Origin of the sequence: Pseudomonas sp. NBRC 111140, assembly GCF_001320885.1 — a bacterium.
Taxonomy (GTDB): domain Bacteria; phylum Pseudomonadota; class Gammaproteobacteria; order Pseudomonadales; family Pseudomonadaceae; genus Aquipseudomonas; species Aquipseudomonas putida_P.
The window spans coordinates 33258-56824 of record NZ_BCBQ01000014.1 but is presented as its reverse complement, the minus strand read 5'-3'; the positions used below and the strand labels follow the sequence as shown (position 1 = coordinate 56824).

Genomic DNA, 23567 nt, shown 5'->3' with positions numbered 1-23567 from the left:
GTAGTCTGCCTATGTCCCTGCGCGCGTACCTTCGCACAGCCCTGCTCGGGCTGTGCCTGTCTCTCCCTTTTGCGGCCTACGCGGCAGAAGCCCCGACCACCGCCAGCATTCAGAACAGCCTCGACAAGATCGCCGAGCGCAAGCTGCCCGAGGCCGACCAGAAAGCCCTGCAGCAGGTGCTCGAACAAACGTTGAGCCTGCTCGCCAGCAAGGAAGACAACGAAAAGAAGCTTGCCGCGCTCAAGCAGCAACTGACCAGTGCGCCGAAAGAAACCAGCGACAACCAGAAAGAACTGGCCAGGCTCAAGGAAAGCAAAGCCCTGCCTGTCGCGCAGCGTTACGCAACGCTGACCGTGCCGCAGCTCGAACAGATGCTCAGCGAGCGCAACACCCAGCAGGGCGAGCTGCAAAAGGCGCTGTCCGAAGCCAACAGCCTGATCATCAACTCGCAAACCCGCCCCGAGCGCGCCCAGGCCGAAATCAGCAGCAGCCAGACCCGCACTCAGCAAATCAACAATATCCTCAAAACCGGCAAGGACGGAGGCAAGTCCATCAATGCCGACCAGCGCAACCAACTCAATGCCGAGCTGGCCTCGCTCAACGCACTGACGCTGCTGCGCCGCCAGGAACTGGCTGGCAACAGCCTGCTGCAAGACCTCGGCAATGCGCGTCACGACCTGCTGATCGAGCGCGCCGCGCGCCTGGAGCAGGAGATCCAGGACTTGCAGACGCTGATCAACGACAAGCGCCTGGCTCAGTCCCAGGAGGCGGTCACCCAGCAGTCGATCGAGGCGCAGAAGGCCGGCGGCAGCAGTCTGTTGGCCACCGAAAGCGCGGTCAACCTCAAGCTCTCCGACTACCTGCTCAAGAGCACCGACCGCCTCAACGAGTTGACCCAGCAGAACCTGCGCACCAAGCAGCAGCTCGACAGCCTGACCCAGGCCGACCAGGCGCTGGACGAGCAGATCAACGTGCTCAAGGGCAGCCTTTTGCTGTCGAAGATCCTCTACAAACAGAAGCAGACCCTGCCGCACCTGAAGGTAGACCGCGACCTGGCCGACCAGATCGCCGACACCCGCTTGTACCAGTTCGAGGTCAACCAGCAACGCGAGCAGATGAGCAGCCCGGTCACCTACGTCGACAAGCTGCTGGCCGCACAACCGCAGGAAGATGTGACTCCGCAGCTGCGCAAGGCCCTGCTGGAAGTGGCCATCACCCGCAGCGACCTGCTGGAGCGGCTGAACCGCGAGCTGTCGGCGTTGCTCAATGAATCGATCACCCTGCAGCTCAACCAGAAGCAGCTGCTGGGCACCGCGCAGAGCCTGCGCACCACCCTCGACGAACAGATGTTCTGGATCCCCAGCAACAAGCCGCTGGACTGGGACTGGCTGCGTTATGTGCCAGAGCGCCTGGCCGACCAAGTTGCCAACCTGCCGTGGGGCTCGGGCCTGAAGGAGCTGGCCGACGGCCTTAGCCAGCGCCCACTGTTGTTCCTGCCACTGCTGCTGGTGATCGGCGCCCTGCTGTGGCGGCGCAAGTACCTGTACCAACGGCTGGGCAAGGTGCACCAGGACATCGGCCACTTCCGCCGCGACAGCCAGTGGCACACGCCCCAGGCGATTCTCATCAACATCCTGCTGGCGATGCCGGTCAGCCTTGGCCTGGCACTGTGCAGCTACGCTTTGCAGATCGACGCCCGTGGGCAGAATGCCAACCTGGGCGCCGCGCTCTGGCAACTGGCCCAGGCCTGGCTGGTGTTCTACACCGCCTACCGCATTCTCGCCCCCGGTGGCGTGGCAGAAATTCACTTCCGCTGGCACAAGCCACAGGTCGAGTTCCTGCGCGGCTGGGTACGCCGCCTGGGCACCGTGGTGCTGGCGCTGGTTGGCGTGGTGGCAGTGGCCGAGCACCAGCCGTCGGCGCTGGCCGACGACGTGCTGGGCATCGGCGTGGTGCTGACCTGCTATGCGCTGATGGCCTGGCTGCTCAGCCGCCTGCTGCTCAGCAGCCCCGCGCACCGTGATACCTCGTTGTTCCGCAGGGCCGTGGGCGTAGCGTTCACCGCCCTGCCCATCGCCCTGTTCGTTGCCGTGTGCTTCGGCTACTACTACACCGCGCTGAAGCTCACCGACCGGTTGATCTACACCCTGTACCTGCTGCTGTTCTGGCTGGTGATCGAGGCCGCGTTCGTGCGTGGCCTGTCGGTAGCGGCACGGCGCCTGGCCTACCAGCGTGCGCTGAGCAAGCGTGCGGCGGCCAAGGAAGGGCTGGACGGCGAGGTCATCACCGAAGAGCCAACGCTGGACATCGAACAGGTCAACCAGCAGTCACTGCGCCTGATCCGCCTGGCCCTGCTCGGCGGCTTCATCGCCGGCCTGTACTGGGTGTGGTCAGACTTGATCTCGGTGTTCGCCTACCTCAACAACTTCGTACTGTACGAATACACCAGCGGCACCGGCGCGGCCGCCAGCATGGTGCCTATCAGCCTCGGCGACCTGCTGGGCGCGCTGGTGATCGTCGGCATCACCTTCGCCCTGGCCGGCAACTTGCCAGGCCTGCTGGAAGTACTGGTGCTGTCACGCCTGAACCTGGCCCAGGGCAGTGCCTACGCCACCACCACGCTGCTGTCGTACACCATCGTCGGTGTCGGGATCGTCAGCACCCTGTCGACCCTGGGGGTGAGCTGGGACAAGCTGCAGTGGCTGGTGGCCGCGCTGTCGGTGGGCCTGGGCTTCGGCATGCAGGAAATTTTCGCCAACTTCATCTCCGGCATCATGATCCTGTTCGAGCGCCCGGTGCGAATTGGCGACACCATCACCATCGGCAACCTGTCCGGCACGGTGAGCAAGATCCGCATCCGTGCCACCACCATCACCGACTTCGACCGCAAGGACATCATCGTCCCCAACAAGACCTTCATCACCGGCCAGCTGATCAACTGGTCGCTGACCGACACGGTCACCCGGGTGACGCTGAAGCTGGGCATCGACTACGGCTCCGACCTCGACCTGGTGCGCGAACTGCTGCTCAAGGGCGCACACGAGAACCCACGAGTGCTCAAGGACCCAGAGCCGATCGTGTACTTCCTCAACTTTGGCGAGAGCTCGCTGGACCACGAGTTGCGCATGCACGTACGTGACCTGGGCGATCGCAACCCGACGCTGGACGAAATCAACCGTTACATCAACCGCGAGTTCAAGGCACACAACATCAAGATCTCGGTGCGCCAGGTCGAGGTGTTCCTGATGGACCAGAAGGGCGGCAAACAGCAGCTGATTCCGCTGGAGCAACCTAAGCCGGATGGCACTGCACAGGCCTGAGTGGGCTCGAATGCTTTATTCTGTGCTGAACCCCAGGAGCAGCCCGTGAAAGCCCTCGACCAACTCAGCTTCGACAACCGCTTCGCCCGCCTGGGCGACGCGTTTTCCACCCAGGTGCTGCCTGAGCCCATCGCCGAGCCGCGGTTGGTCGTGGCAAGCGAATCGGCCATGGCGCTGCTCGACCTCGACCCCGCTCACGCCGAGCTTCCGGTGTTCGCCGAGTTGTTCAGCGGGCACAAGCTGTGGGAAGAGGCCGACCCTCGGGCGATGGTCTATTCCGGCCACCAGTTCGGCTCGTACAACCCGCGCCTGGGCGACGGCCGTGGCCTGCTGCTGGCCGAAGTACTGAACGATGCAGGTGAACACTGGGACCTGCACCTCAAAGGCGCCGGCCAAACGCCGTACTCGCGCATGGGTGACGGCCGTGCCGTGCTGCGCTCGTCGATCCGCGAATTTCTCGCCTCCGAAGCCCTGCACGCCCTCGGTATCCCCACCAGCCGGGCGCTGTGCGTGATCGGCTCCAGCACCCCGGTGTGGCGCGAAACCCGCGAAAGCGCCGCCATGCTCACGCGCCTGGCACAGAGCCATGTGCGCTTCGGTCATTTCGAATACTTCTACTACACCAAGCAACCCGAGCAGCAGCGTGTGCTGATCGACCATGTACTGGAGCAGCACTACCCCGAATGCCGTGATGCCGAGCAGCCCTACCTGGCCATGTTCCGCACCATTGTCGAGCGCAACGCCGAACTGATCGCCCGCTGGCAGGCCTACGGCTTTTGCCACGGGGTTATGAACACCGACAACATGTCGATCCTGGGCATCACCTTCGACTTCGGCCCGTATGCCTTCCTCGACGACTTCGATGCCAACTTCATCTGCAACCACTCCGACGACCGAGGCCGCTACAGCTACGCCAACCAGGTGCCCATCGCCCACTGGAACCTCAGCGCGCTGGCTCAGGCATTGACCACGGTGATCGAGGTTGAGCCACTGAAGGAAGCGTTGGGGCTGTTCCTGCCGCTGTACCAGGCCCATTACCTGGACCTGATGCGCCGACGCTTGGGCCTGACCACTGCCGAAGAAGACGACATGGCGCTGGTCGAGCGACTGCTGCAATGCATGCAGCGTGGTGGCGTGGACTACAGCCTGTTCTTCCGCAAGCTGGGCGAACAGCCGGCGGCAGACGCACTCAAGGTGGTGCGCGACGACTTTATCGACCTGGCCGCTTTCGATGCCTGGGGCGCGGACTACCTGGCCCGTTGTGATCGCGAACCCGGTAATGCCGAAGGCCGCCGCGAGCGGATGCATGCGGTGAACCCGCTGTACGTGTTGCGCAACTACCTGGCGCAGAAAGCCATCGAAGCGGCAGAAGCGGGTGATTACAGTGAAGTGCGTCGGCTGCATCAAGTGCTTAGCCACCCCTTCGAAGAACAACCCAGTATGCAGGCCTACGCCGAACGGCCACCAGAATGGGGCAAGCACCTGGAAATCAGCTGCTCCTCCTGATTAACGCCAAACCCTGTGGGAGCGGCCTTGTGTCGCGATGGGCTGCAAAGCAGCCCCTAAAATATCAAGGAAACAACATGTCCGAACCGCTGTTAGTCCCCTGCCCCCACTGTAACGGCCTCAACCGCCTGCCCGCCGAGCGCCTGGGCGATACACCAAAATGCGGCCGCTGCAAACAGGACATGCTACTGAGCACCCCTTTCGAGCTGACCGAAGCCAGCTACGCCAGCCAGATCAAGGGCGACCTACCGCTACTGGTCGACATCTGGGCCGACTGGTGCGGCCCGTGCAAGTCCTTTGCCCCCACCTTCGAACAGGCCGCCCGCCAGCTGACCGGCCGCTGCCGCCTGGCCAAGCTCGACAGCGAAGCCAACCGCAACCTTGCGGGGCAACTGGGCATTCGTTCGATCCCCAGCCTGCTGCTGTTCAAGAACGGCCGCGAAGTCAGCCGCCAGGCCGGGGCGTTTCCACTCCAGACGTTGCTGGAGTGGGTGCGTAGCCAAGGGGTTTAAGCGTTCTCTTCGAGCAACGAGTGCAACTCGACAAACTGCTGGGTCAGCTTGTGCTTGGGCTCCAGGTGAATCAGCGGCAGGCTGGCGTGGTGCGATTCACGCATCTTCACCGAGCTGCCCAGGTACACCGGCAGCACCGGTAACCCTTCGGCCAGCAGTTCGTCGAGCATCTGCTGTGGCAGGCTGGCACGGGACTGGAACTGGTTGACCACGATGCCTTCGACCATCAGGTCTTCGTTGTGGTCTTCCTTGAGGTCTTCGATCTCGGCCAGCAGGCCATACAGGGCCTGGCGCGAGAAGCTGTCGCAGTCGAAGGGAATGAGCACGCGATCAGCGGCAATCAACGCGGAAACCGCGTAGAAGTTCAGCGCCGGTGGGGTATCGATGTAGATACGCTCGTAGTCCTCGTCCAACTCGTCGAGCAGCTTACGCAGCTTGTTGATCTTGTGCTTGGCCTCAAGCTTGGGCTGCAGGTCGGCCAGCTCGGCGGTGGCGGTGACCACGTGCAGGTTGTCGAACGGCGTTTCGTAGATATCGACCTTGTTCTTCTTGCTGAACGGCCCGCTGGACAGGCTTTGCTTGAAAAAGTCGGCGATACCCATGGGGATGTCCTCGCCGGTCAGGCCAGTGAGGTACTGGGTCGAGTTAGCCTGGGCATCCAGGTCGATCAGCAAGGTCCGGTAGCCTTCATTGGCACTGACCGCCGCCAGGTTGCAGGCGATGCTCGACTTGCCCACGCCACCTTTCTGATTGAATACCACGCGCCGCATGATTGACCTCCGTGTTTCAACGAATGCCCGAGTATGTGGTGACGCTGCGGCAATGGCCAGTGCCATTTGACCGGCATCAGCCCTGGCCGACCACTTGCCCCGTCAACAGCTCGGCAAACGCTTTGGCCATCACCGAATTACCGCGCTCGCGTTGCACCAGCCACACCGCCGACATCGCCCCTTCATCCAGCAGCGTGCGGTACACCACGCCTTCAATGCGCATGCGCTGGAACGACGCCGGCAACACCGACACGCCCAACCCCGCCGACACCAGGCCAATGATGGTCATCGCCTCCCCCGCCTCTTGTGCGAAGTGCGGGCTGAAGCCCGCCTGTCGCGCCAGGCTCAGCAATTGCGCATGCAGGCCGCTGCCATAACTGCGCGGGAAGAACACGAACGGTTCATGGGCCAGTGCCGCCATGTAAACACCCTGCTCAGTGCCCTCGGCCAGCGGATGCGAGGCATTGATCACCGCCACCAGCGGCTCGCGGAACAACTCGGTGGCCACCAGCCCTTCCGGTAGCGGCATCGGCCGCATCAACCCCACTTCGATCGATTCATCGAACACCCCTTCGGCAACATCACGGCTGCTCATTTCCTTGAGGTTCAGGTGCACCGACGGGAAGCGCTGACGGAAGGCATGGATCGCCTTGGGAATTTTCGAGGTGAACGGAGCCGACGAGGTGAAGCCTATTTTCATCTCGCCCAGCTCTCCCAGTTGCGCACGCCGGGCCACATCTGCCGCCTTTTCTACCTGCGCCAGCACCTGCCTGGCCTCTTCAAGGAACAGCCGCCCCGCCTCGCTCAGCTCGACCCGACGATTGGTACGGTCGAACAGACGCGCCCCCAGCTCTTGTTCCAGCGCCTGGATCTGCTGGCTTAAGGGTGGCTGTGAAATACCCAGCTGCTGGGCGGCGCGGCCAAAGTGCAGCTCTTCGGCCACGGCGATGAAGTAACGCAGATGGCGCAGTTCCATGACGGGCTCCAAACAGGTCGTAGAACATCTTAAATAGGTCGAACAATATATTGGATCTAATCATTAGCCAGCTATATGCTTTTTTCATTGCGCCAGAGGTACCCGCCCGTGAAAACTGCTGTAGCCCCCCTTCCTGCCGAGCCCGAACCTGCCACCCTGAACGACATGTGGATCGAGAAAGGCACCCCCGCCTTCATGAAGACCGTGCTGGCCCTGTTCAGCGGCGGCTTCGCCACCTTCGCCCTGCTGTACTGCGTACAGCCGATGATGCCGCTGCTGTCCAAGGAATTTGCCATCAACGCGGCGCAAAGCAGCTTGGTGCTATCGGTGTCCACTGCCATGCTGGCGTTCGGCCTGCTGATCACCGGCCCCATTTCTGACCGCATCGGGCGCAAGCCGGTGATGGTGTTCGCCTTGGTCTGCGCCGCCCTGTCCACCCTGGCCAGCGCAGTGATGCCGAGCTGGGAGCTGGTACTGGCCACCCGTGCGTTGGTCGGCCTGTCGTTGAGCGGCCTGGCTGCGGTGGCAATGACCTACCTGAGCGAAGAGATCCACCCGCAACACATTGGCCTGGCAATGGGTCTGTACATCGGCGGCAACGCGATTGGCGGCATGAGTGGGCGGCTAATCACTGGCGTCCTGATCGACTTCGTCAGCTGGCACACGGCGATGCTGACCATCGGTGGCCTGGCCCTGGTAGCCGCACTGGTGTTCTGGAAGGTACTGCCCGAATCGCGCAACTTCCGCCCGCAGATGATGAGCCCGCGCAGCCTTCTGGATGGCTTTGTCATGCATTTCAAGGATGCCGGCCTGCCCTGGCTGTTCCTCGAAGCCTTCCTGCTGATGGGTGCGTTCGTCACCTTGTTCAACTATATCGGCTACCGGCTGCTGGCCGAGCCTTACCACATGAACCAGGCGCTGGTGGGCTTGCTGTCGGTGGTTTATCTGTCGGGCATCTACAGCTCGGCGCAAGTCGGTGCCCTGGCTGACAAGCTGGGCCGGCGCAAGGTGTTCTGGGCCAGTATCGTGGTGATGGCCGGCGGCTTGCTGATGACCCTGGCCAGCCCGCTGGCCATGGTGATCGTGGGTATGCTGGTGTTCACCTTCGGCTTCTTTGGCGCACACTCGGTGGCCAGCAGCTGGATCGGACGCAGAGCGCTGAAGGCCAAGGGACAGGCGTCGTCGCTGTACCTGTTCAGCTACTACGCAGGGTCCAGCGTGGCCGGTACGGCGGGCGGGGTGTTCTGGCACCAGTGGGGCTGGAATGGCATTGGGCTGTTCATTGGCAGCTTGCTGGCGGTGGCGTTGCTGGTGGCGTTGCACCTGAGCAAGTTACCCCCTAAATCGAGCTGACCCAGGGGGCCGCTTTGCGGCCCCAAAATCTCAGATCAGTTGATGATCTCGACAATATCCACATCCACTTCACGGCTCATCAGGTGCTTCTCCACCTCACCGGTCAGCTTGACCTTGGTCTTGTCGTTGAACGGCGTCGGCGGCAGGTCTTCGTCATCGATCTCGACGGTAATGGTGCCGGTGTTGTCCTTGAACTCGTACTTGTCGTCGTTGTTGATCTTCTTGGTCACGAAGCCCTGCAGCACCACTGGGGTGTCATCGGCAGCGTCGTTGGCAGCGGCGACGGTGGTGACCGACTGGGCACCGGGGCCGGTATAGCCAGCAGCAAGTGCGGCAGTGCTGAACAGCGGGGCGAGGATCAGGGCGAGATAACGAGTTTTCATGAGGATCGGGTCCTGTTTCGGTTTCGATGGGACCAGATTAACGACGTTCGCTGAATTAAAACTTAATGCGACAAAAAGCCCGGCACAGGGCCGGGCTTTGCTTTCCAGCAATCAACTCACTGGTGATACTGCGCCGACAGTTCATGCACGGCGTTGATGAACACGCCAGCATGCTCCGGGTCGACTTCCGGGGTAATGCCATGGCCCAGGTTGAATACGTGGCCGGTGCCTTGGCCATAGCTGGCCAGGATGCGCGCCACTTCCTGGCGGATGGCCTCGGGCTTGGCGTACAGCACGGTCGGGTCCATGTTGCCTTGCAGGGCAACCTTGTCACCTACGCGGCGGCGGGCGTCGCCGATCTCGCAGGTCCAGTCCAGGCCCAGTGCATCGGCACCGGCTTCGGCGATGCTTTCCAGCCACAGGCCGCCGTTCTTGGTGAACAGGATCACCGGCACCTTGCGCCCTTCGTGCTCGCGGATCAGGCCGCTGACGATCTTGCGCATGTAGGCCAGGGAGAATTCCTGGTAGGCCGCCGCTGACAGGTTGCCGCCCCAGGTATCGAAAATTTGCACAGCCTGAGCACCGGCCAGAATCTGGCCGTTCAGGTAGCTGGTGACCGACTGGGCCAGCTTGTCCAGCAGCAGGTGCAGGGCTTGCGGGTTGTCGTAGGCCATGGCCTTGGTCTTGCGGAAGTCCTTCGACGAGCCGCCTTCAACCATGTAGGTGGCCAGGGTCCAAGGGCTGCCGGAGAAGCCGATCAACGGCACGCGGCCGTTAAGCTCGCGACGGATGGTGCTGACCGCGTCCATCACGTAGCCCAGATCTTTTTGCGGGTCGGGGATGGGCAGTGCTTCGATGTCGGCCGGGGTGCTGATGACCTTCTTGAAACGCGGGCCTTCGCCGGTTTCGAAATACAGGCCCAGGCCCATGGCATCAGGGATGGTGAGGATGTCCGAGAACAGGATCGCTGCGTCCAGCGGGTAGCGGTCCAGCGGCTGCAGGGTGACCTCGCAGGCAAACTGCGGGTTCATGCACAGGCTCATGAAGTCACCGGCCTTGGCGCGGCTGGCGCGGTACTCCGGCAGGTAGCGGCCGGCCTGGCGCATCATCCACACCGGGGTAACGTCTACGGGTTGCTTGAGCAGAGCACGCAGGAAACGATCGTTCTTCAGGGCAGTCATGTCGGCATCCGGAAAAATAGTGCGGGCATTTTCTCAGACGCACAAAGAAAAGGCACGGCTGTTTGCCGTGCCTTTTCTCTATGGGTATGTCCTGGATCAATAGATTTTGTATACAAAATCTAAAACAGTCAGACCTCGAGGTAGTCCAGAATGCCTTCGGCAGCTGTACGCCCTTCGAAAATAGCCGTCACTACCAAGTCCGAACCACGCACCATGTCGCCACCGGCAAACACTTTCGGGTTGCTGGTCTGGTGCTTGAACTTGCCTTTCTCCGGTGCCACGACACGGCCCTGACTGTCCAGCTGAATGCCATGCTGCTCGAACCACGGCGCCGGGCTCGGGCGAAAGCCGAAGGCGATCACCACGGCATCGGCCGGCAGGATCTCTTCGGAGCCCGGGATCGGCTCGGGGCTGCGGCGGCCACGGGCATCCGGCTCACCCAGGCGGGTCTCGACCACTTTCACGCCTTCGACCTTGTCCTCGCCGACAATGGCGATTGGCTGACGGTTATAGAGGAACTTCACGCCCTCTTCCTTGGCGTTCTTCACCTCTTTGCGCGAACCCGGCATGTTGGCTTCGTCACGGCGATAGGCACAGGTCACTGCCTTGGCACCCTGGCGGATCGAGGTGCGGTTGCAGTCCATCGCGGTGTCACCACCGCCCAGCACCACGACCTTTTTGCCCTGCATGTCGACGAAGTCTTCCGGCGACTTCTCGAAGCCCAGGTTGCGGTTGACGTTGGCAATCAGGAAGTCCAGTGCGTCATGCACGCCCGGCAGGTCTTCGCCCGGGAAGCCGCCCTTCATGTAGGTGTAAGTACCCATGCCCATGAACACCGCGTCGTACTCGGCGAGCAGCTGCTCCATGGTCACGTCCTTGCCCACCTCGGTGTTCAGGCGGAACTCGATACCCATGCCGGTGAACACTTCGCGGCGGTTGCTGAGCACGGTCTTTTCCAGCTTGAACTCGGGGATGCCAAAGGTCAGCAAGCCGCCGATTTCCGGGTTCTTGTCGAACACCACCGGGGTTACGCCAGCGCGCACCAGCACGTCAGCACAACCCAGGCCGGCCGGGCCGGCGCCGATGATGGCGACGCGCTTGCCGGTTGGCTTGACCTTGGACATGTCCGGGCGCCAGCCCATGGCGAAAGCGGTGTCGGTGATGTACTTCTCCACAGAACCGATAGTCACTGCGCCGAAGCCATCGTTCAGGGTGCAGGCCCCCTCGCACAGGCGGTCTTGCGGGCACACGCGGCCGCACACTTCAGGCAGGGTGTTGGTCTGGTGCGACAGTTCCGCCGCAGCCAGGATGTTGCCTTCGGAAACCAGCTTCAACCAGTTGGGGATGAAGTTGTGCACCGGGCACTTCCACTCGCAATACGGGTTACCGCAGCCCAGGCAGCGGTGTGCCTGCTCCACGGACTGCTGCGGCTTGAACGGCTCGTAGATTTCCACGAACTCCTTCTTGCGCTGGCGCAGCAGCTTTTTCTTCGGGTCCTTGCGGCCCACTTCGATGAACTGGAAGTCGTTGTTCAGACGTTCAGCCATTTTTCAAAACCTCTTTACCGCAGTTGCCAGCCCTAGGCTGCAAGCTGCAAGACGATCACTTGAGCACGACGGACCCCGCGCACGGGGCCGTCACTTGCAGCTGTTCTTACTGCGGGTTGGCACGGGTGCTGGACAGCAGTTGCTTCAGGTTGGCTGCCTTCGGCTTCACCAGCCAGAAGCGCCGCACGTAGTCGTCCAGGTTCTCCGAGAGCTCACGCCCCCACTCGCTGCCGGTCTCTTCCACGTACTCGGCAAGGACGCGCGCCAAGTGGCTGCGGTAAGCCTCCATCGCTTCACCACTGATGCGCTGAATTTCCACCAGCTCATGGTTGAGTTTGTCGACGAAGGTGTTGTCCATGTCGAGCACGTAGGCGAAGCCGCCAGTCATGCCAGAACCGAAGTTGTAACCGGTCTTGCCCAAGACGCAGACAAAGCCACCGGTCATGTACTCACAGCAGTGATCGCCAGTGCCCTCGACAACAGCGTGGGCGCCGGAGTTACGCACAGCGAAGCGCTCGCCCGCGGTACCGGCGGCAAACAGCTTGCCGCCAGTGGCACCGTACAGGCAGGTGTTGCCGACGATGGCGCTGTGCTGGGTTTCGAACGGGCTGCCAGCTGGCGGCACGATGGTGACCTTGCCACCGGTCATGCCCTTGCCGACGTAGTCGTTGGCATCACCTTGCAGGTGCAGGTTCAGGCCGCCGGCGTTCCATACGCCGAAGCTCTGGCCCGCAGTACCCTTGAAGCGGAAGGTGATCGGGTTGGCGGCCATGCCCTGGTTGCCGTACAGCTTGGCGATTTCGCCAGAGATACGGGCACCGATGGAACGGTCGCAGTTGCAGATGTCGAGGTCGAACTCGCCACCGGCCTGGTCGCGAATCGCTGGCAGGGCCATTTCCACCATTTTCTCGGCCAACTCGCCCTTGTCGAACGGCGGGTTCTTGTCGACTTCGCAGAACTGCGGCTTGTCTGCCGGAATGTGCGAGCTGCCCAGCAGCGGCGACAGGTCCAGGTACTGCTGGCGCTCGGTGTCGCCTGGCAGTACGTCGAGCAGGTCGGTACGGCCGATCAGTTCGCCGAGGCTGCGCACGCCCAGCTTGGCCAGCCACTCACGGGTTTCTTCGGCAACGAAGGTGAAGAAGTTGATCACCATGTCGACGGTGCCGATGTAGTGGTCCTTGCGCAGCTTGTCGTTCTGGGTGGCTACGCCGGTGGCGCAGTTGTTCAGGTGGCAGATACGCAGGTACTTGCAGCCCAGGGCGATCATTGGTGCGGTGCCGAAGCCGAAGCTTTCGGCGCCGAGGATGGCTGCCTTGATCACGTCCAGGCCAGTTTTCAGGCCACCGTCGGTCTGTACCCGTACCTTGCCGCGCAGGTCGTTGCCGCGCAGGGTCTGGTGGGTTTCAGCCAGGCCCAGTTCCCATGGGGCGCCAGCGTACTTGATCGAGGTCAGCGGCGACGCACCAGTGCCACCGTCGTAACCGGAAATGGTGATCAGGTCTGCATAAGCCTTGGCCACACCAGCGGCAATCGTACCGACGCCAGCCTCGGCCACCAATTTGACCGACACCAGCGCCTGCGGGTTGACCTGCTTGAGGTCGTAGATCAGCTGGGCAAGGTCTTCGATCGAGTAGATATCGTGGTGCGGCGGCGGTGAGATCAGGGTCACGCCAGGTACCGCATAGCGCAGCTTGGCGATCAGGCCGTTGACCTTGCCGCCCGGCAGCTGGCCGCCCTCACCGGGCTTGGCGCCCTGGGCAACCTTGATCTGCAGTACCTCGGCGTTGACCAGGTATTCCGGGGTCACACCAAAGCGGCCGGTGGCCACCTGCTTGATCTTCGAGCTCTTGATGGTGCCGTAGCGCGACGGGTCTTCACCGCCCTCACCGGAGTTGGAACGCGCACCCAGGCGGTTCATGGCTTCGGCCAACGCTTCGTGGGCTTCCGGCGACAGTGCGCCCAGCGAGATACCGGCGGAATCGAAGCGCTTGAGGATAGCCTCCAGCGGTTCGATCTGCTCCAGCGCCAGTGGCTGGTCGGCCACTTTCACTTTCAGCAGGTCGCGGATCATCGATACCGGGCGCTGGTCGACCAGCGTGGTGTATTCCTTGAACTTGGCGTAGTCGCCCTGCTGCACAGCGGCTTGCAGGGTGTTGACCACATCCGGGTTGTAAGCGTGGTATTCGCCACCGTGGACGAACTTCAGCAGGCCACCTTGCTGAATCGGCTTGCGCGCGCTCCAGGCTTCGGCCGCCAGCAGCTTCTGGTCGCTTTCCAGGTCAACGAAACGCGCCCCCTTGATGCGGCTGGACACACCCTTGAAGCTCAGACCGACCACTTCTTCGGCCAAACCGATGGCTTCGAACAGCTGCGCACCACGGTACGAGGCGATGGTGGAGATACCCATCTTCGACAGGATCTTCAGCAGGCCTTTGGAGATGCCTTTGCGGTAGTACTTGAAGACTTCGTCCAGGTCGCCCAGCACTTCGCCGGTGCGGATCAGGTCGGCCAGTACTTCATACGCCAGGTACGGGTAAACGGCCGAGGCACCGAAGCCCAGCAGCACAGCGAAATGATGCGGGTCACGGGCGGTGGCGGTTTCCACCAGGATGTTGCTGTCGCAACGCAGGCCTTGCTCGGTCAGGCGGTGATGCACCGCACCAACGGCCAACGACGCATGCACAGGCAGCTTGCCTGGGGCGATATAACGGTCGCTCAGCACCAGCTGGGTCTTGCCCGCGCGCACAGCCTCTTCGGCCTGGTCGGCGATGTTGCGAATGGCCGCTTCCAGGCCGATGCCCTGCTCGTAATTGAGGTCGATCAGCTGGCGGTCGAAGCCTTCGCGCTCCAGGTTCATCAGCGAACGCCACTTGGCGGGCGAAATGACCGGCGAGCTGAGGATGACCCGCGATGCGTGCTCCGGGGACTCCTGGAAGATGTTGCGCTCGGCACCCAGGCAGATTTCCAGCGACATCACGATCGCTTCACGCAGCGGATCGATCGGTGGGTTGGTCACCTGAGCGAACTGCTGGCGGAAGAAATCGTACGGCGACCGCACACGCTGCGACAGCACGGCCATTGGCGTGTCGTCACCCATCGAGCCAACGGCTTCCTGGCCCTGCTCACCCAGCGGGCGCAGCACCTGGTCACGCTCTTCGAAGGTGACCTGGAACATCTTCATGTATTGCTTGAGCTGGTCAGCGTCGTAGCTGGCCACACCCTGGTCGTCGGTCAGCGTCGCCTGAATGCGGGTAGCGTGCTGACGCAGCCAGCGCTTGTACGGGTGACGCGACTTAAGGCGGTTGTCGATGGCGTCGGTGTCGAGGATCTGGCCGGTTTCGGTGTCCACGGCAAGGATTTGACCTGGGCCGACACGGCCCTTGGCCAGCACCTCCTCAGGCTGATAGCCCCAAACGCCGATTTCCGAGGCGATGGTGATGTAGCCGTTGGTGGTGGTTACCCAGCGCGCCGGGCGCAGGCCGTTGCGGTCGAGCAGGCACACCGCGTGGCGGCCTTCGGTCATGACGATACCGGCCGGGCCATCCCACGGCTCCATGTGCATGGAGTTGTATTCGTAGAAGGCGCGCAGGTCGGCGTCCATGGTCTCGACGTTCTGCCAGGCTGGCGGTACCAGCATGCGCACGCCGCGGAACAGGTCGATGCCACCGGTGACCATCAACTCCAGCATGTTGTCCATGCTCGACGAGTCGGAACCGACGCGGTTGACCAGCGGGCCAAGCTCTTCGAGGTCGGGGATCTGGTCGTTGGCGAACTTGGTGCGACGGGCCATTGCCCAGTTGCGGTTGCCGGTGATGGTGTTGATCTCGCCGTTGTGGGCGAGGAAGCGGAACGGTTGCGCCAGCGGCCATTTCGGCAGGGTGTTGGTGGAGAAGCGCTGGTGAAACACGCAGATCGCGGTTTGCAGGCGCTCGTCACCCAGGTCTGGATAGAACGCCGCGAGATCGCGCGGCATCATCAGGCCTTTGTAGATGATGGTCTTGTGCGAGAAGCTGCAGATGTAGTGGTCGCTATCGTGGGCGTTGGCCACCGACGAACGGCGACGGGCACTGAACAGCTTGATGGCGAATTCCTGGTCGCTCAGGCCTTCACCGCCGATGAACACCTGCTCGATCTGCGGCAGACGCTCCAGGGCCAGGCGGCCCAGCACGCTGGTGTCGATCGGCACCTTGCGCCATCCGACCAGCTTCAGGCCAGCGGCGAGGATTTCGCGGTCCATGTTAGCGCGAGCCGCTTCGGCTTTGACCGGGTCCTGGTTGAAGAACACCATGCCGACGGCGTATTGCTTGGGCAGCTCGACGGCGAAGTGTTCCTGGGCCACGGCACGCAGAAATTGATCGGGCTTCTGCATAAGCAGACCGCAACCGTCACCGGTCTTGCCGTCGGCGTTGATGCCGCCGCGGTGGGTCATGCAAGTCAGTGCCTGCATGGCGGTTTGCAGAAGGTGGTGGCTCGGTTCACCCGTCATATGGGCGATCAGGCCAAAACCACAGTTGTCCTTGAATTCTTCGGGATGGTACAGACCTGTTTTCATAGACACATTCTCACCAGGTTCACCTCTCAACGGAGGCAAATCTCTTTTTTAACAACCACTTACCATCCACGCCGATCAAACGCCAGCTTTTTTGCGGTGGCCATGGAAAACCATTGTTGCACAGCGACAGCGATGCCCACAAATTTTCATGTCTCACCATTGAAAATTTATGTCGCAATTTTGAATGTTTTTGCGCCATGCGCCGTGATAGCGGCTTGGCTTGAGTCTGAAGCGTTTCAGCCATGACTGCAACTAGGGGCTTGTGGCCGGCAGTCTGGGACAGAAAAGCCTGCCGCGCTCGGGCGCAGCAGGCTAGTCGAAAGCTAGAATTCGCTTAGCTACAGGGCGGCGGGGTGATGCCGCCCGGAAGGTATCAGCGGGCCGTGGCCAGCTCTTGTTGGACGCTGCCCACGGTACGTGGCCAAGGTTTACCAGCCTGGACCTTCGCTGGCAAGTTCTTGATTGCTGCAACCGCTGCGTCGCGGTTGGCGAAGCTGCCGTAAGTGACTACATACAGTGGCTTGCCCTGCAGGTTTTTCTTGAAGTAGCGATAGTCGCTACCCTGGGCCTTGACGTATGCCTGGGCCGAAGCTTCGGAGCTGGTGCCGAGGATCTGCACCACATAATTACCTGGCTTCTGCCCCGCGTACCAACCACCACTGCCACCGCCAGCGGCCGCTGGTTTCTCGGCAGGTTTGGCGGCCGGCTTGGCCACGGCAACCTGGGTCGGCGCGGGAGCAGGCTTGGCAGGCGCAACCGGTTTTACGGGTTGGGTTGCAACAGGCTTTGGCGCAGGTGCAACCGGCTGCACAGGCGCACTGGCGACTGGCTGAGCAGGCGCGGGGGCCGGGCCTGCCGGCACACCTTGCGGCGGCGCGATGGTAGTCACGGTAGGTGGTGGGTTGCCAGGCTGCAGGGCGGTATCACCTGCCGGGCTGCCTTCTTCGCCCTCGCCCATGCCTGCGGCCTGGGCCAACGGCTCGCGCATCACCGGCTGCGACTGGCCAACCAGCGGCAGCGGCATGGGCTGGGACGAGCCAGAGAACTCGATGGCAGCACCCTGCTTGCCGTCGCCCAGTGGCAACTGAGCCTGGGCGGCTGGCGCTTCGGCGGGGGCCTTGTCGCTTTTCTTGGGCATCAATACTGCAGCCGCAACGGCGACCACGACCACAGCGGACAGCGCGAGCACATGTTTTTTAGGCATCTTGAACCCCATGGATGGTCGCTTGGCCGTCGAGCGGCTGGCGATCATGGCTTCGATCAAAGTGTCACGGGCGACCTGGTTGATATTGCCAGGCCAACCGTCGGAGTTTTCATGGATATCGGCGATCTGTTCACGGCTGAACACCTCGATGCCCCGGCCGGCGCCCTCCAGGCGCTGCTCCAGGTATTCGCGGGTTTCTTCCTCACTGTAGGGGGCAAGCTCGATGATGTGGAAGCGTTCTTCCTCGACATTGAGCTCGTCCAGCCCGGCAATCAGCGATGGCTCACCGAACAGGAACACGTGCGGGCGCCCTTCCGGCACCCCCGCCGCCAATTCCAGCAACGCTTGGAGTGCCGACTCGTCGAGTTGTTCCGCATCGTCCACCAGCAAATACACTTCCTGCCCGGTCAGTGCCAGCTGCACCACTTTGGACAGGATCGCCTGCACTTCAGGCTGGGCCACACCAAGGTCCTGGGCGACGTGGGCGAGCATGCTGGAGGCATCGCTGGCGCTGCGGGCAGACACCACCACACTTTGCACAGCCTGTTTGTTGGTGCTGGCCACCAAGGCCTGGCGCAGCAGCGACTTACCGCTGCCCAGCGGGCCGCTGACCACCAGCATCAACTGGCTGTAGCGCGCCAGGTGGTGCAGTTGGCCGAGCACGGGCTTGCGCTGGGCCGGGAAGAACTTGAAACCGGGCACGCGGGGCGCGAACGGATCGTGGCTCAACTGGTAATGGTCGAGAAAGGCCTCATCGGCATGCAAACTGGTCATTGCGCTGTCACAACCTCAAAGCTGGGCCACGATCGCGCGGTAATCCGCCGACAGCGTGGCCTGTAGAATCTCTTTCGAATAGTCGTCGGTCACTACGGCCTCGCCCATCTGGCGCAGCAGCACCAGACGCAGACGACCGTCGAGCACCTTCTTGTCGACCGCCATGTGCTCCATGAAATGCGCCGGGGTCATTTCCTGTGGTGGCACCACCGGCAAACCTGCATCCTGCAACAGGCGGATACCGCGATCGCGCTCGGCCTGGTCGATCCAGCCAAGACGCATGGACATTTCCAGGGCCATCACCGTGCCCGCCGCCACGGCCTCGCCGTGCAACCACACGCCATAGCCCATGTGGGTTTCGATGGCATGCCCGAAGGTATGCCCCAGGTTCAGCGTGGCCCGTACGCCCGACTCGCGCTCGTCGGCCCCCACTACTGCGGCCTTGGCCGCGCAGGAGCGGCGGATGGCCTCGGTCAGGGCTGCCGAGTCGAGGGCGCGCAGGGCCTGCATATTGTCTTCGAGCCAGGCGAGGAACGGTTTGTCGCAAATCAGGCCGTACTTGATCACTTCGGCCAGGCCTGCGGACAGTTCGCGCGCGGGCAGGGTCTTGAGGCTAGTGGTATCGATCAGTACCGCATTGGGCTGATAGAAGGCACCGACCATGTTCTTGCCCAGCGGGTGATTGATGCCGGTCTTGCCGCCCACCGAAGAGTCGACCTGGGACAACAGGGTGGTCGGCACCTGGATGAAGTCGACACCGCGCTGGTAGCAAGCGGCAGCGAAGCCGGCCATGTCGCCGATCACGCCGCCGCCCAGGGCGACCACGGTGGTGCGACGATCATGGCGGGCTGTCAGCAAGCCATCGAAAATCAGTTGCAGGGTTTCCCAATTCTTGTGGGCTTCGCCATCGGGCAACACCACCGGCAGTACCGAGTAGGCACCCAGGGTCTTGCTCAGGCGTTCGAGATACAGGGGGGCGACGGTCTCGTTGGAAACGATGGCAACCTGCCGGCCGGCAATGTGCGGCGCCAGCAGTTCGGGCTGGTCCAGCAGGCCTTCGCCAATGTAGATCGGGTAGCTACGCTCGCCCAGGTCGACCTTTAGTGTCTGCATGTATCCCCACAATGTACTTGGGCGCGGCGCCATTCGGGCAACCTGCGCGGTAACGTTGAACCTCGCCCCGGCTGGTGGCCGAGAATAGTCCCGGGTTAACGGGGCGGCAACTGCTGCAAGCGCTCAAGAATATCGATCACCACCATGCGTGGCGGCCGCTCATCGGTTTCCACGACCAGGTCGGCGATTTCGCGGTAGAGCGGGTCGCGGGTTTCCAGCAAGGTACGCAAGGTTGCCTCGGGATTGGCGGTACGCAGCAGCGGGCGGTTGCGGTCGCGCGCGGTGCGCCCGACCTGCTGCTCCACCGAAGCATGCAGGTAGATCACCCGGCCTCCCCGATAAAGCGCCTGACGGTTGGCTTCACGCATCACCGCGCCGCCGCCGGTGGCCAGGACCACGCCGTCGAGCGCGCACAGCTCGGCGATCATCGCTTGCTCGCGATCACGGAAACCCGGCTCGCCTTCCTTGTCGAAAATCCACGGGATGTTGGCGCCGCATCGCAGTTCGATTTCCTTGTCGGAATCCTTGAACAGCAGGCGCAGCTCTTTGGCCAATAGGCGTCCGATGGTGCTTTTACCAGCGCCCATGGGCCCCACAAGTATCAAATTTCGCACAGAATCAACGACTCACAGCAATCGCCTGGTCACTCATGATACGCGGAGTCAGGAAGACCAGCAGCTCGGATTTTTTCTCTTGTAATGCATCGCGTCGAAACAGCCGCCCAACATACGGCAGATCGCCGAAAAATGGCACCTTGTCGACCACATTGTTTTGCGAAGTCGAGTAAACGCCACCAATCACGATCGTTTCGCCATCAGCCACACGAACCTTGGCATTTACCTCGTTCTTGCGGATCGGCGGTACGTTGTTCAAGGCATTGACGTAATCCGGCTCGTCCTTGGTCACCCTGACGGTCATGATCACCTTATTGTCCGGGGTGATCTGCGGGGTAACTTCCAACGACAGCGACGCTTCGCGAAAAGATACCGAGGTCGCACCGCTTTGGCTGGTTTCCTGGTAAGGCACCTCGGTTCCCTTGAGGATCCTCGCCGTTTCCTTGTCGGCCGTGACCACCTTGGGCTGCGAAATGATCTCGCCGTTACCACTCTTTTCCATGGCGCTGAGCTCAAGGTCCAGCAACACGTCCCCGCGCAATAACCCAAGGCCGATACTGCCGCCGGCACGCTCGACGCCGAGATCGACGAACAATTCTTTGCCTGGCCGCAGTTGCGCGCCGTATAGCGGCCCGCCCCAGCGCACCCCCAGGCTCTTCTCGTAATCGACGTTGGCCTCGACGATACGCGCCTCGATCGCTACCTGGCGCACCGGCACATCCAACTGCGTCACCAGTTGCCGCAATTCGGCCAGGCGGTCGGCAGGCATGTGCACCACCAGGGTATTGGTGCGCTCATCGACACTCAGGCTACCCGTGAGAATACCGTCACCCACCAGGCTCGACTGTAGCAACTCCGCCAAATCGGCAGCCTTGGCGTGGTGGATAGGCAGCAGTTCCCGACGCAAAGGTTGCAACTGCGCTTCCAGCACTTGCCCCGCACGGGTCCCGGCTGACTGTGCGGCAAAGTCGGCGGCAGGCGCCACCAACAGCACATTACCCTCCTGGCGCCGAGCCAGGCCCTTGCTGCGCAACACCAGGTCCAGTGCCTGATCCCACGGCACGTCCTGCAAGCGCATCGTCACGTTGCCTTGCACCGCATCGCTGGCTACCAGGTTTACCCCGGCATAGTCCGCCAGTACCTGCAGTACCGCGCGCACCTCTACATCCTGAAAGTTCAACGACAGCGGCTCACCCTCATAAGACGTCGCCGACGCCAGCGGAACCGACAGCAGGGTTGCCAGCAGATATTTCATCCACGTTTTCATTCTGGTCCGAGGCCTCCTTGCCCAGGCGCTTGGCAAGGGTGATGAACGCCGTGCGTTCGTGCCACTCCCCCGCCATGAACAGCCGCTCCCGCACTTCGACCTGACGTTGGTCGATGTACGCCACCACCCCCTGATCACGCCCTACCCGGTCACCTGGGCGCACGCGGTAAAGCCTGCCAGCCGCCATCAGCAATGCTTCGCGTGCCGCCCCGCGCGCCAGGCTACCGACCATCTCCAGCTGCGCCAGCGGCACACCGGCCAGCCCCGTTGCGGTCAACCGCGCCGCCACAGGGGCAAACGGGTCTACGGCAGGCGCAGCCATTGCAGCCCTTGCCGGTAGCCGCGCCAGCATCGCAGGTGCCTTCATGGGTGCGGGCGCGTCATAGGCATAAACCCGCAACCGCAGGCGCAACAGCCCAGGCTGGCGATCAACGGCAGCCAGGCTCATGTCATCGCTGTGCAGCACTCGCACCTGCCCCAACCAGTCGTCCAACCACAACCGCAAGGCTGAGTAACGCCCCACCACTTGCAACTCCAGCGGCACTTTGCGCAAACCAGCCTGTTGCTCGCCCTTATCGACATCGAGGCGCTCGACCAGCAAACCCTGCGCATGCCCCGTCACCGCCAGGCGCTCAAGCAGGTCACTCATGCCCTCCCCGCCAGCCAGTTGCCAGCGCGCCTCCTGCAACCGCTGCTCGGCGGCCACCACAGCAGCCCGCAACTGCTCAAGCTCGGCCAACCGCAATGCACTGGCTGCCTGCCTCTGATTCAATTCGGCGTACCTGACATCCTCGCGTGACTGCTGCTGAATCAGTGCCGGCAGGCGCATCGCGCAGCCCAGGCTGAACAACACAGCGGCTACCAGCGCTGGCGCCAGTCGTCGGCAGCGATCGGAGCGCTCGACCACAGCCAACCAAGCGAGAAGCTGTGCAGTACTCACGACCAAAACGCCGAAACGCGCGCGGTCAGCAGGAATTCATCGCCGCCCGGCAGGCTCTTGATGCGCTTGAGTTCCAAATCGAGCAAAACGCTCGAGCGGTTCAAGTCACGCATGAACTGCGCAACCACAGCACCGGATGCAGCCAAGCCGGTCATCTGCAGGCGGCCGCTTTCAAGGCTGAGCTCAAGGAGTTGCACACCTTCAGGCAAAGCCCCCTCAAGGTCAGCGAACAGACCGGCCAACATCCCCTGGTGGGCACGCAAGCCTTCCAGCGCCGAGGCCCGGGCGAGCAATGCTGCATGCTGCGTGCGTACATCGGCCAGCGGCCGCAACTGCTCGTCCAGCTCCTCAAGGGCAGCCTGGAACTGGGTATTGGCCAGCGCCTGCTGCTGCCCGCGCTGGCGGGCCAATTGATCGACCAGCATCACGGCGCACAAGGCCAGTAAAGCGCCAGCAACCAGCTGGCCGCGAAAACGCCGCAGCGCCGCCTGACGCCGCCGTTCACGCCATGGCAGAAGGTTTAACCGCATCATGGGCGCAACCCTCCCACGGCCAAGGCACAGGCCAGGAGCATCGACCCATCGACATGCTCAAGCCCCGTCAGGCCGGGCAGGCACCTGCACGGCAGGTTCAGCCGATTGCCAAGCCCTTGCAACCAGCCTGAGTCAATCGCTGAGCTGCTGCTAATCCACAAGCCCGCAGGCAGGTTTTTTTCGGTCAGCAGCGCCTGCAAATGCTCTGGCAACAGCCCGCTAGTCTCCAAACCGGAGACTGGCAGCTCACGGCGCTGGTATACCCTGCCCGGCAGCCAGTCATAGAGGGTCAGGCTGCGAGCGTCGACACGCAACAACGCCGCCCCCTCCGAGCCGCCCCGTGGCAACATGCGGCACAAAGCAATGTTGTCGACCTCGACGGCTTCCAACTGCAAGCCCGCCGCCTCGACCACTGATTCAAGTGACGCCAGCGCGCTCTGCCGACAGGCAGCAACCATCACCTCACTGCAGCCTGGCTGAACACTGGAAGCCCCCAAGACCTGAAAATCCAGGGCCAGGTCTTCCAGTGGAAACGGAAACAGCCGCTCAGCATCGGCCAGCAACCGCGCCTCCAACTGCGCTTCGTTCTGTTGCGCAGGCAGGTGGCACAGTTTGCAGATGACCTGGCTGGCCGGTAATGCCAGCGCCACCCGGCGCTGCTTGAGCCCGCTACGCTGGTAGGCGCGCTGTAACGCAGCCACCACTGCATCAGGCTCCGCCACCCAATCATCACCCAGCGGTGCCATAAGCGGTTCTTGTGCCGACCCCACCACCCGCCAGCGTCGATTGCGCTGCTGCAGTTGCAGCATGCGAACGGCATCCGGGGCAATTTCCACCCCCACGAGTGAACCGGCATCCTTGCCGAAGCGTCCAAGCATCGCGACTTCCCTGCTGTCTGTGGCAACCCCGCGGCAACACTGGGCCGAGGCTATCCATCGAGGCGACGGGTAGCCTGGCCGGTAACCCGGAGAGGCGAAAAAATGCTTATAATGCCCAGCGTTTTTTGGTCCGCCGGACCCGCG

General features: G+C 62.5%; 18 protein-coding genes. 4 read left to right on the top strand and 14 right to left on the bottom strand.

The annotated features are described in order from the left end of the window. The first annotated feature begins 11 nt into the window (after positions 1 to 11). The 3 genes from mscK to trxC all read left to right on the top strand — a co-directional run bounded on the left by mscK (position 12) and on the right by trxC (position 5338). Positions 12 to 3320: a mechanosensitive channel MscK gene (mscK, locus tag APH42_RS06935; RefSeq protein WP_012274620.1), complete on the top strand. Its 3309-nt coding sequence runs from the start codon at positions 12 to 14 to the stop codon at positions 3318 to 3320. A 45-nt stretch (positions 3321 to 3365) separates the two neighbouring features. Then, a complete protein-coding gene (selO, locus tag APH42_RS06930; RefSeq protein ID WP_060493008.1) occupies positions 3366 to 4826 on the top strand; it encodes a protein adenylyltransferase SelO in 1461 nt (486 codons plus the stop codon). A 77-nt stretch (positions 4827 to 4903) separates the two neighbouring features. Continuing rightward, entirely contained in the window at positions 4904 to 5338 is a 435-nt protein-coding gene (trxC, locus tag APH42_RS06925; protein WP_060493007.1) for a thioredoxin TrxC, read from the top strand. Here trxC and APH42_RS06920 read toward each other — a convergent pair. Further along, positions 5335 to 6108: a ParA family protein gene (locus tag APH42_RS06920; RefSeq protein ID WP_012274623.1), complete on the bottom strand. Its 774-nt coding sequence runs from the start codon at positions 6106 to 6108 to the stop codon at positions 5335 to 5337. The genes trxC and APH42_RS06920 overlap by 4 nt on opposite strands. A gap of 76 nt (positions 6109 to 6184) precedes the next feature. Continuing rightward, positions 6185 to 7084: a LysR family transcriptional regulator gene (locus APH42_RS06915; RefSeq protein ID WP_060493006.1), complete on the bottom strand. Its 900-nt coding sequence runs from the start codon at positions 7082 to 7084 to the stop codon at positions 6185 to 6187. Positions 7085 to 7249: 165 nt separating this feature from the next. Between APH42_RS06915 and APH42_RS06910 the strand changes: the two genes are divergently transcribed. Continuing rightward, positions 7250 to 8437 carry an MFS transporter gene (locus tag APH42_RS06910; protein ID WP_223296423.1) on the top strand — a complete coding sequence of 396 codons (1188 nt, stop codon included), beginning with the start codon at positions 7250 to 7252 and terminating at the stop codon, positions 8435 to 8437. Positions 8438 to 8472: 35 nt separating this feature from the next. Here the strand turns inward: APH42_RS06910 and APH42_RS06905 are convergent, their stop codons facing one another. The 12 genes from APH42_RS06905 to pilM form a co-directional block, all read right to left on the bottom strand. Further along, a complete protein-coding gene (locus APH42_RS06905) occupies positions 8473 to 8820 on the bottom strand; it encodes a YgiW/YdeI family stress tolerance OB fold protein (RefSeq protein WP_012274626.1) in 348 nt (115 codons plus the stop codon). A 116-nt stretch (positions 8821 to 8936) separates the two neighbouring features. Then, complete coding sequence (hemE, locus tag APH42_RS06900) at positions 8937 to 10001, bottom strand: uroporphyrinogen decarboxylase (protein WP_060493005.1); 1065 nt, start codon at positions 9999 to 10001, stop codon at positions 8937 to 8939. A 128-nt stretch (positions 10002 to 10129) separates the two neighbouring features. Continuing rightward, positions 10130 to 11548 carry an FAD-dependent oxidoreductase gene (locus APH42_RS06895; RefSeq protein ID WP_003249156.1) on the bottom strand — a complete coding sequence of 473 codons (1419 nt, stop codon included), beginning with the start codon at positions 11546 to 11548 and terminating at the stop codon, positions 10130 to 10132. A gap of 106 nt (positions 11549 to 11654) precedes the next feature. Beyond that, positions 11655 to 16100 (bottom strand): glutamate synthase large subunit, encoded by a 4446-nt coding sequence (gene gltB, locus APH42_RS06890; RefSeq protein ID WP_012274628.1) that lies wholly within the window; start codon positions 16098 to 16100, stop codon positions 11655 to 11657. Positions 16101 to 16119: 19 nt separating this feature from the next. Then, complete coding sequence (locus tag APH42_RS29835) at positions 16120 to 16344, bottom strand: hypothetical protein (RefSeq protein WP_141729057.1); 225 nt, start codon at positions 16342 to 16344, stop codon at positions 16120 to 16122. Positions 16345 to 16473: 129 nt separating this feature from the next. Beyond that, on the bottom strand, positions 16474 to 18078 hold the full coding sequence (locus tag APH42_RS06885; protein ID WP_012274629.1) for an AAA family ATPase: 1605 nt from the start codon (positions 18076 to 18078) through the stop codon (positions 16474 to 16476). 15 nt (positions 18079 to 18093) lie between these two features. After that, entirely contained in the window at positions 18094 to 19191 is a 1098-nt protein-coding gene (gene aroB / locus APH42_RS06880) for a 3-dehydroquinate synthase (RefSeq protein ID WP_041166613.1), read from the bottom strand. A gap of 95 nt (positions 19192 to 19286) precedes the next feature. Next, complete coding sequence (gene aroK, locus APH42_RS06875) at positions 19287 to 19805, bottom strand: shikimate kinase AroK (protein WP_041166614.1); 519 nt, start codon at positions 19803 to 19805, stop codon at positions 19287 to 19289. A gap of 4 nt (positions 19806 to 19809) precedes the next feature. Then, positions 19810 to 21072, bottom strand: a complete 1263-nt coding sequence (locus APH42_RS06870) for a type IV pilus secretin PilQ (protein ID WP_012274632.1) — start codon at positions 21070 to 21072, stop codon at positions 19810 to 19812. Further along, positions 21002 to 22012 carry a pilus assembly protein PilP gene (locus APH42_RS06865; protein WP_012274633.1) on the bottom strand — a complete coding sequence of 337 codons (1011 nt, stop codon included), beginning with the start codon at positions 22010 to 22012 and terminating at the stop codon, positions 21002 to 21004. Before APH42_RS06865 ends, APH42_RS06870 begins: the two co-directional genes overlap by 71 nt. After that, entirely contained in the window at positions 22009 to 22545 is a 537-nt protein-coding gene (locus tag APH42_RS06860) for a PilN domain-containing protein (protein WP_060493004.1), read from the bottom strand. Before APH42_RS06860 ends, APH42_RS06865 begins: the two co-directional genes overlap by 4 nt. Further along, on the bottom strand, positions 22542 to 23423 hold the full coding sequence (gene pilM / locus APH42_RS06855; protein WP_060493003.1) for a type IV pilus biogenesis protein PilM: 882 nt from the start codon (positions 23421 to 23423) through the stop codon (positions 22542 to 22544). Before pilM ends, APH42_RS06860 begins: the two co-directional genes overlap by 4 nt. Positions 23424 to 23567: the final 144 nt, after the last annotated feature.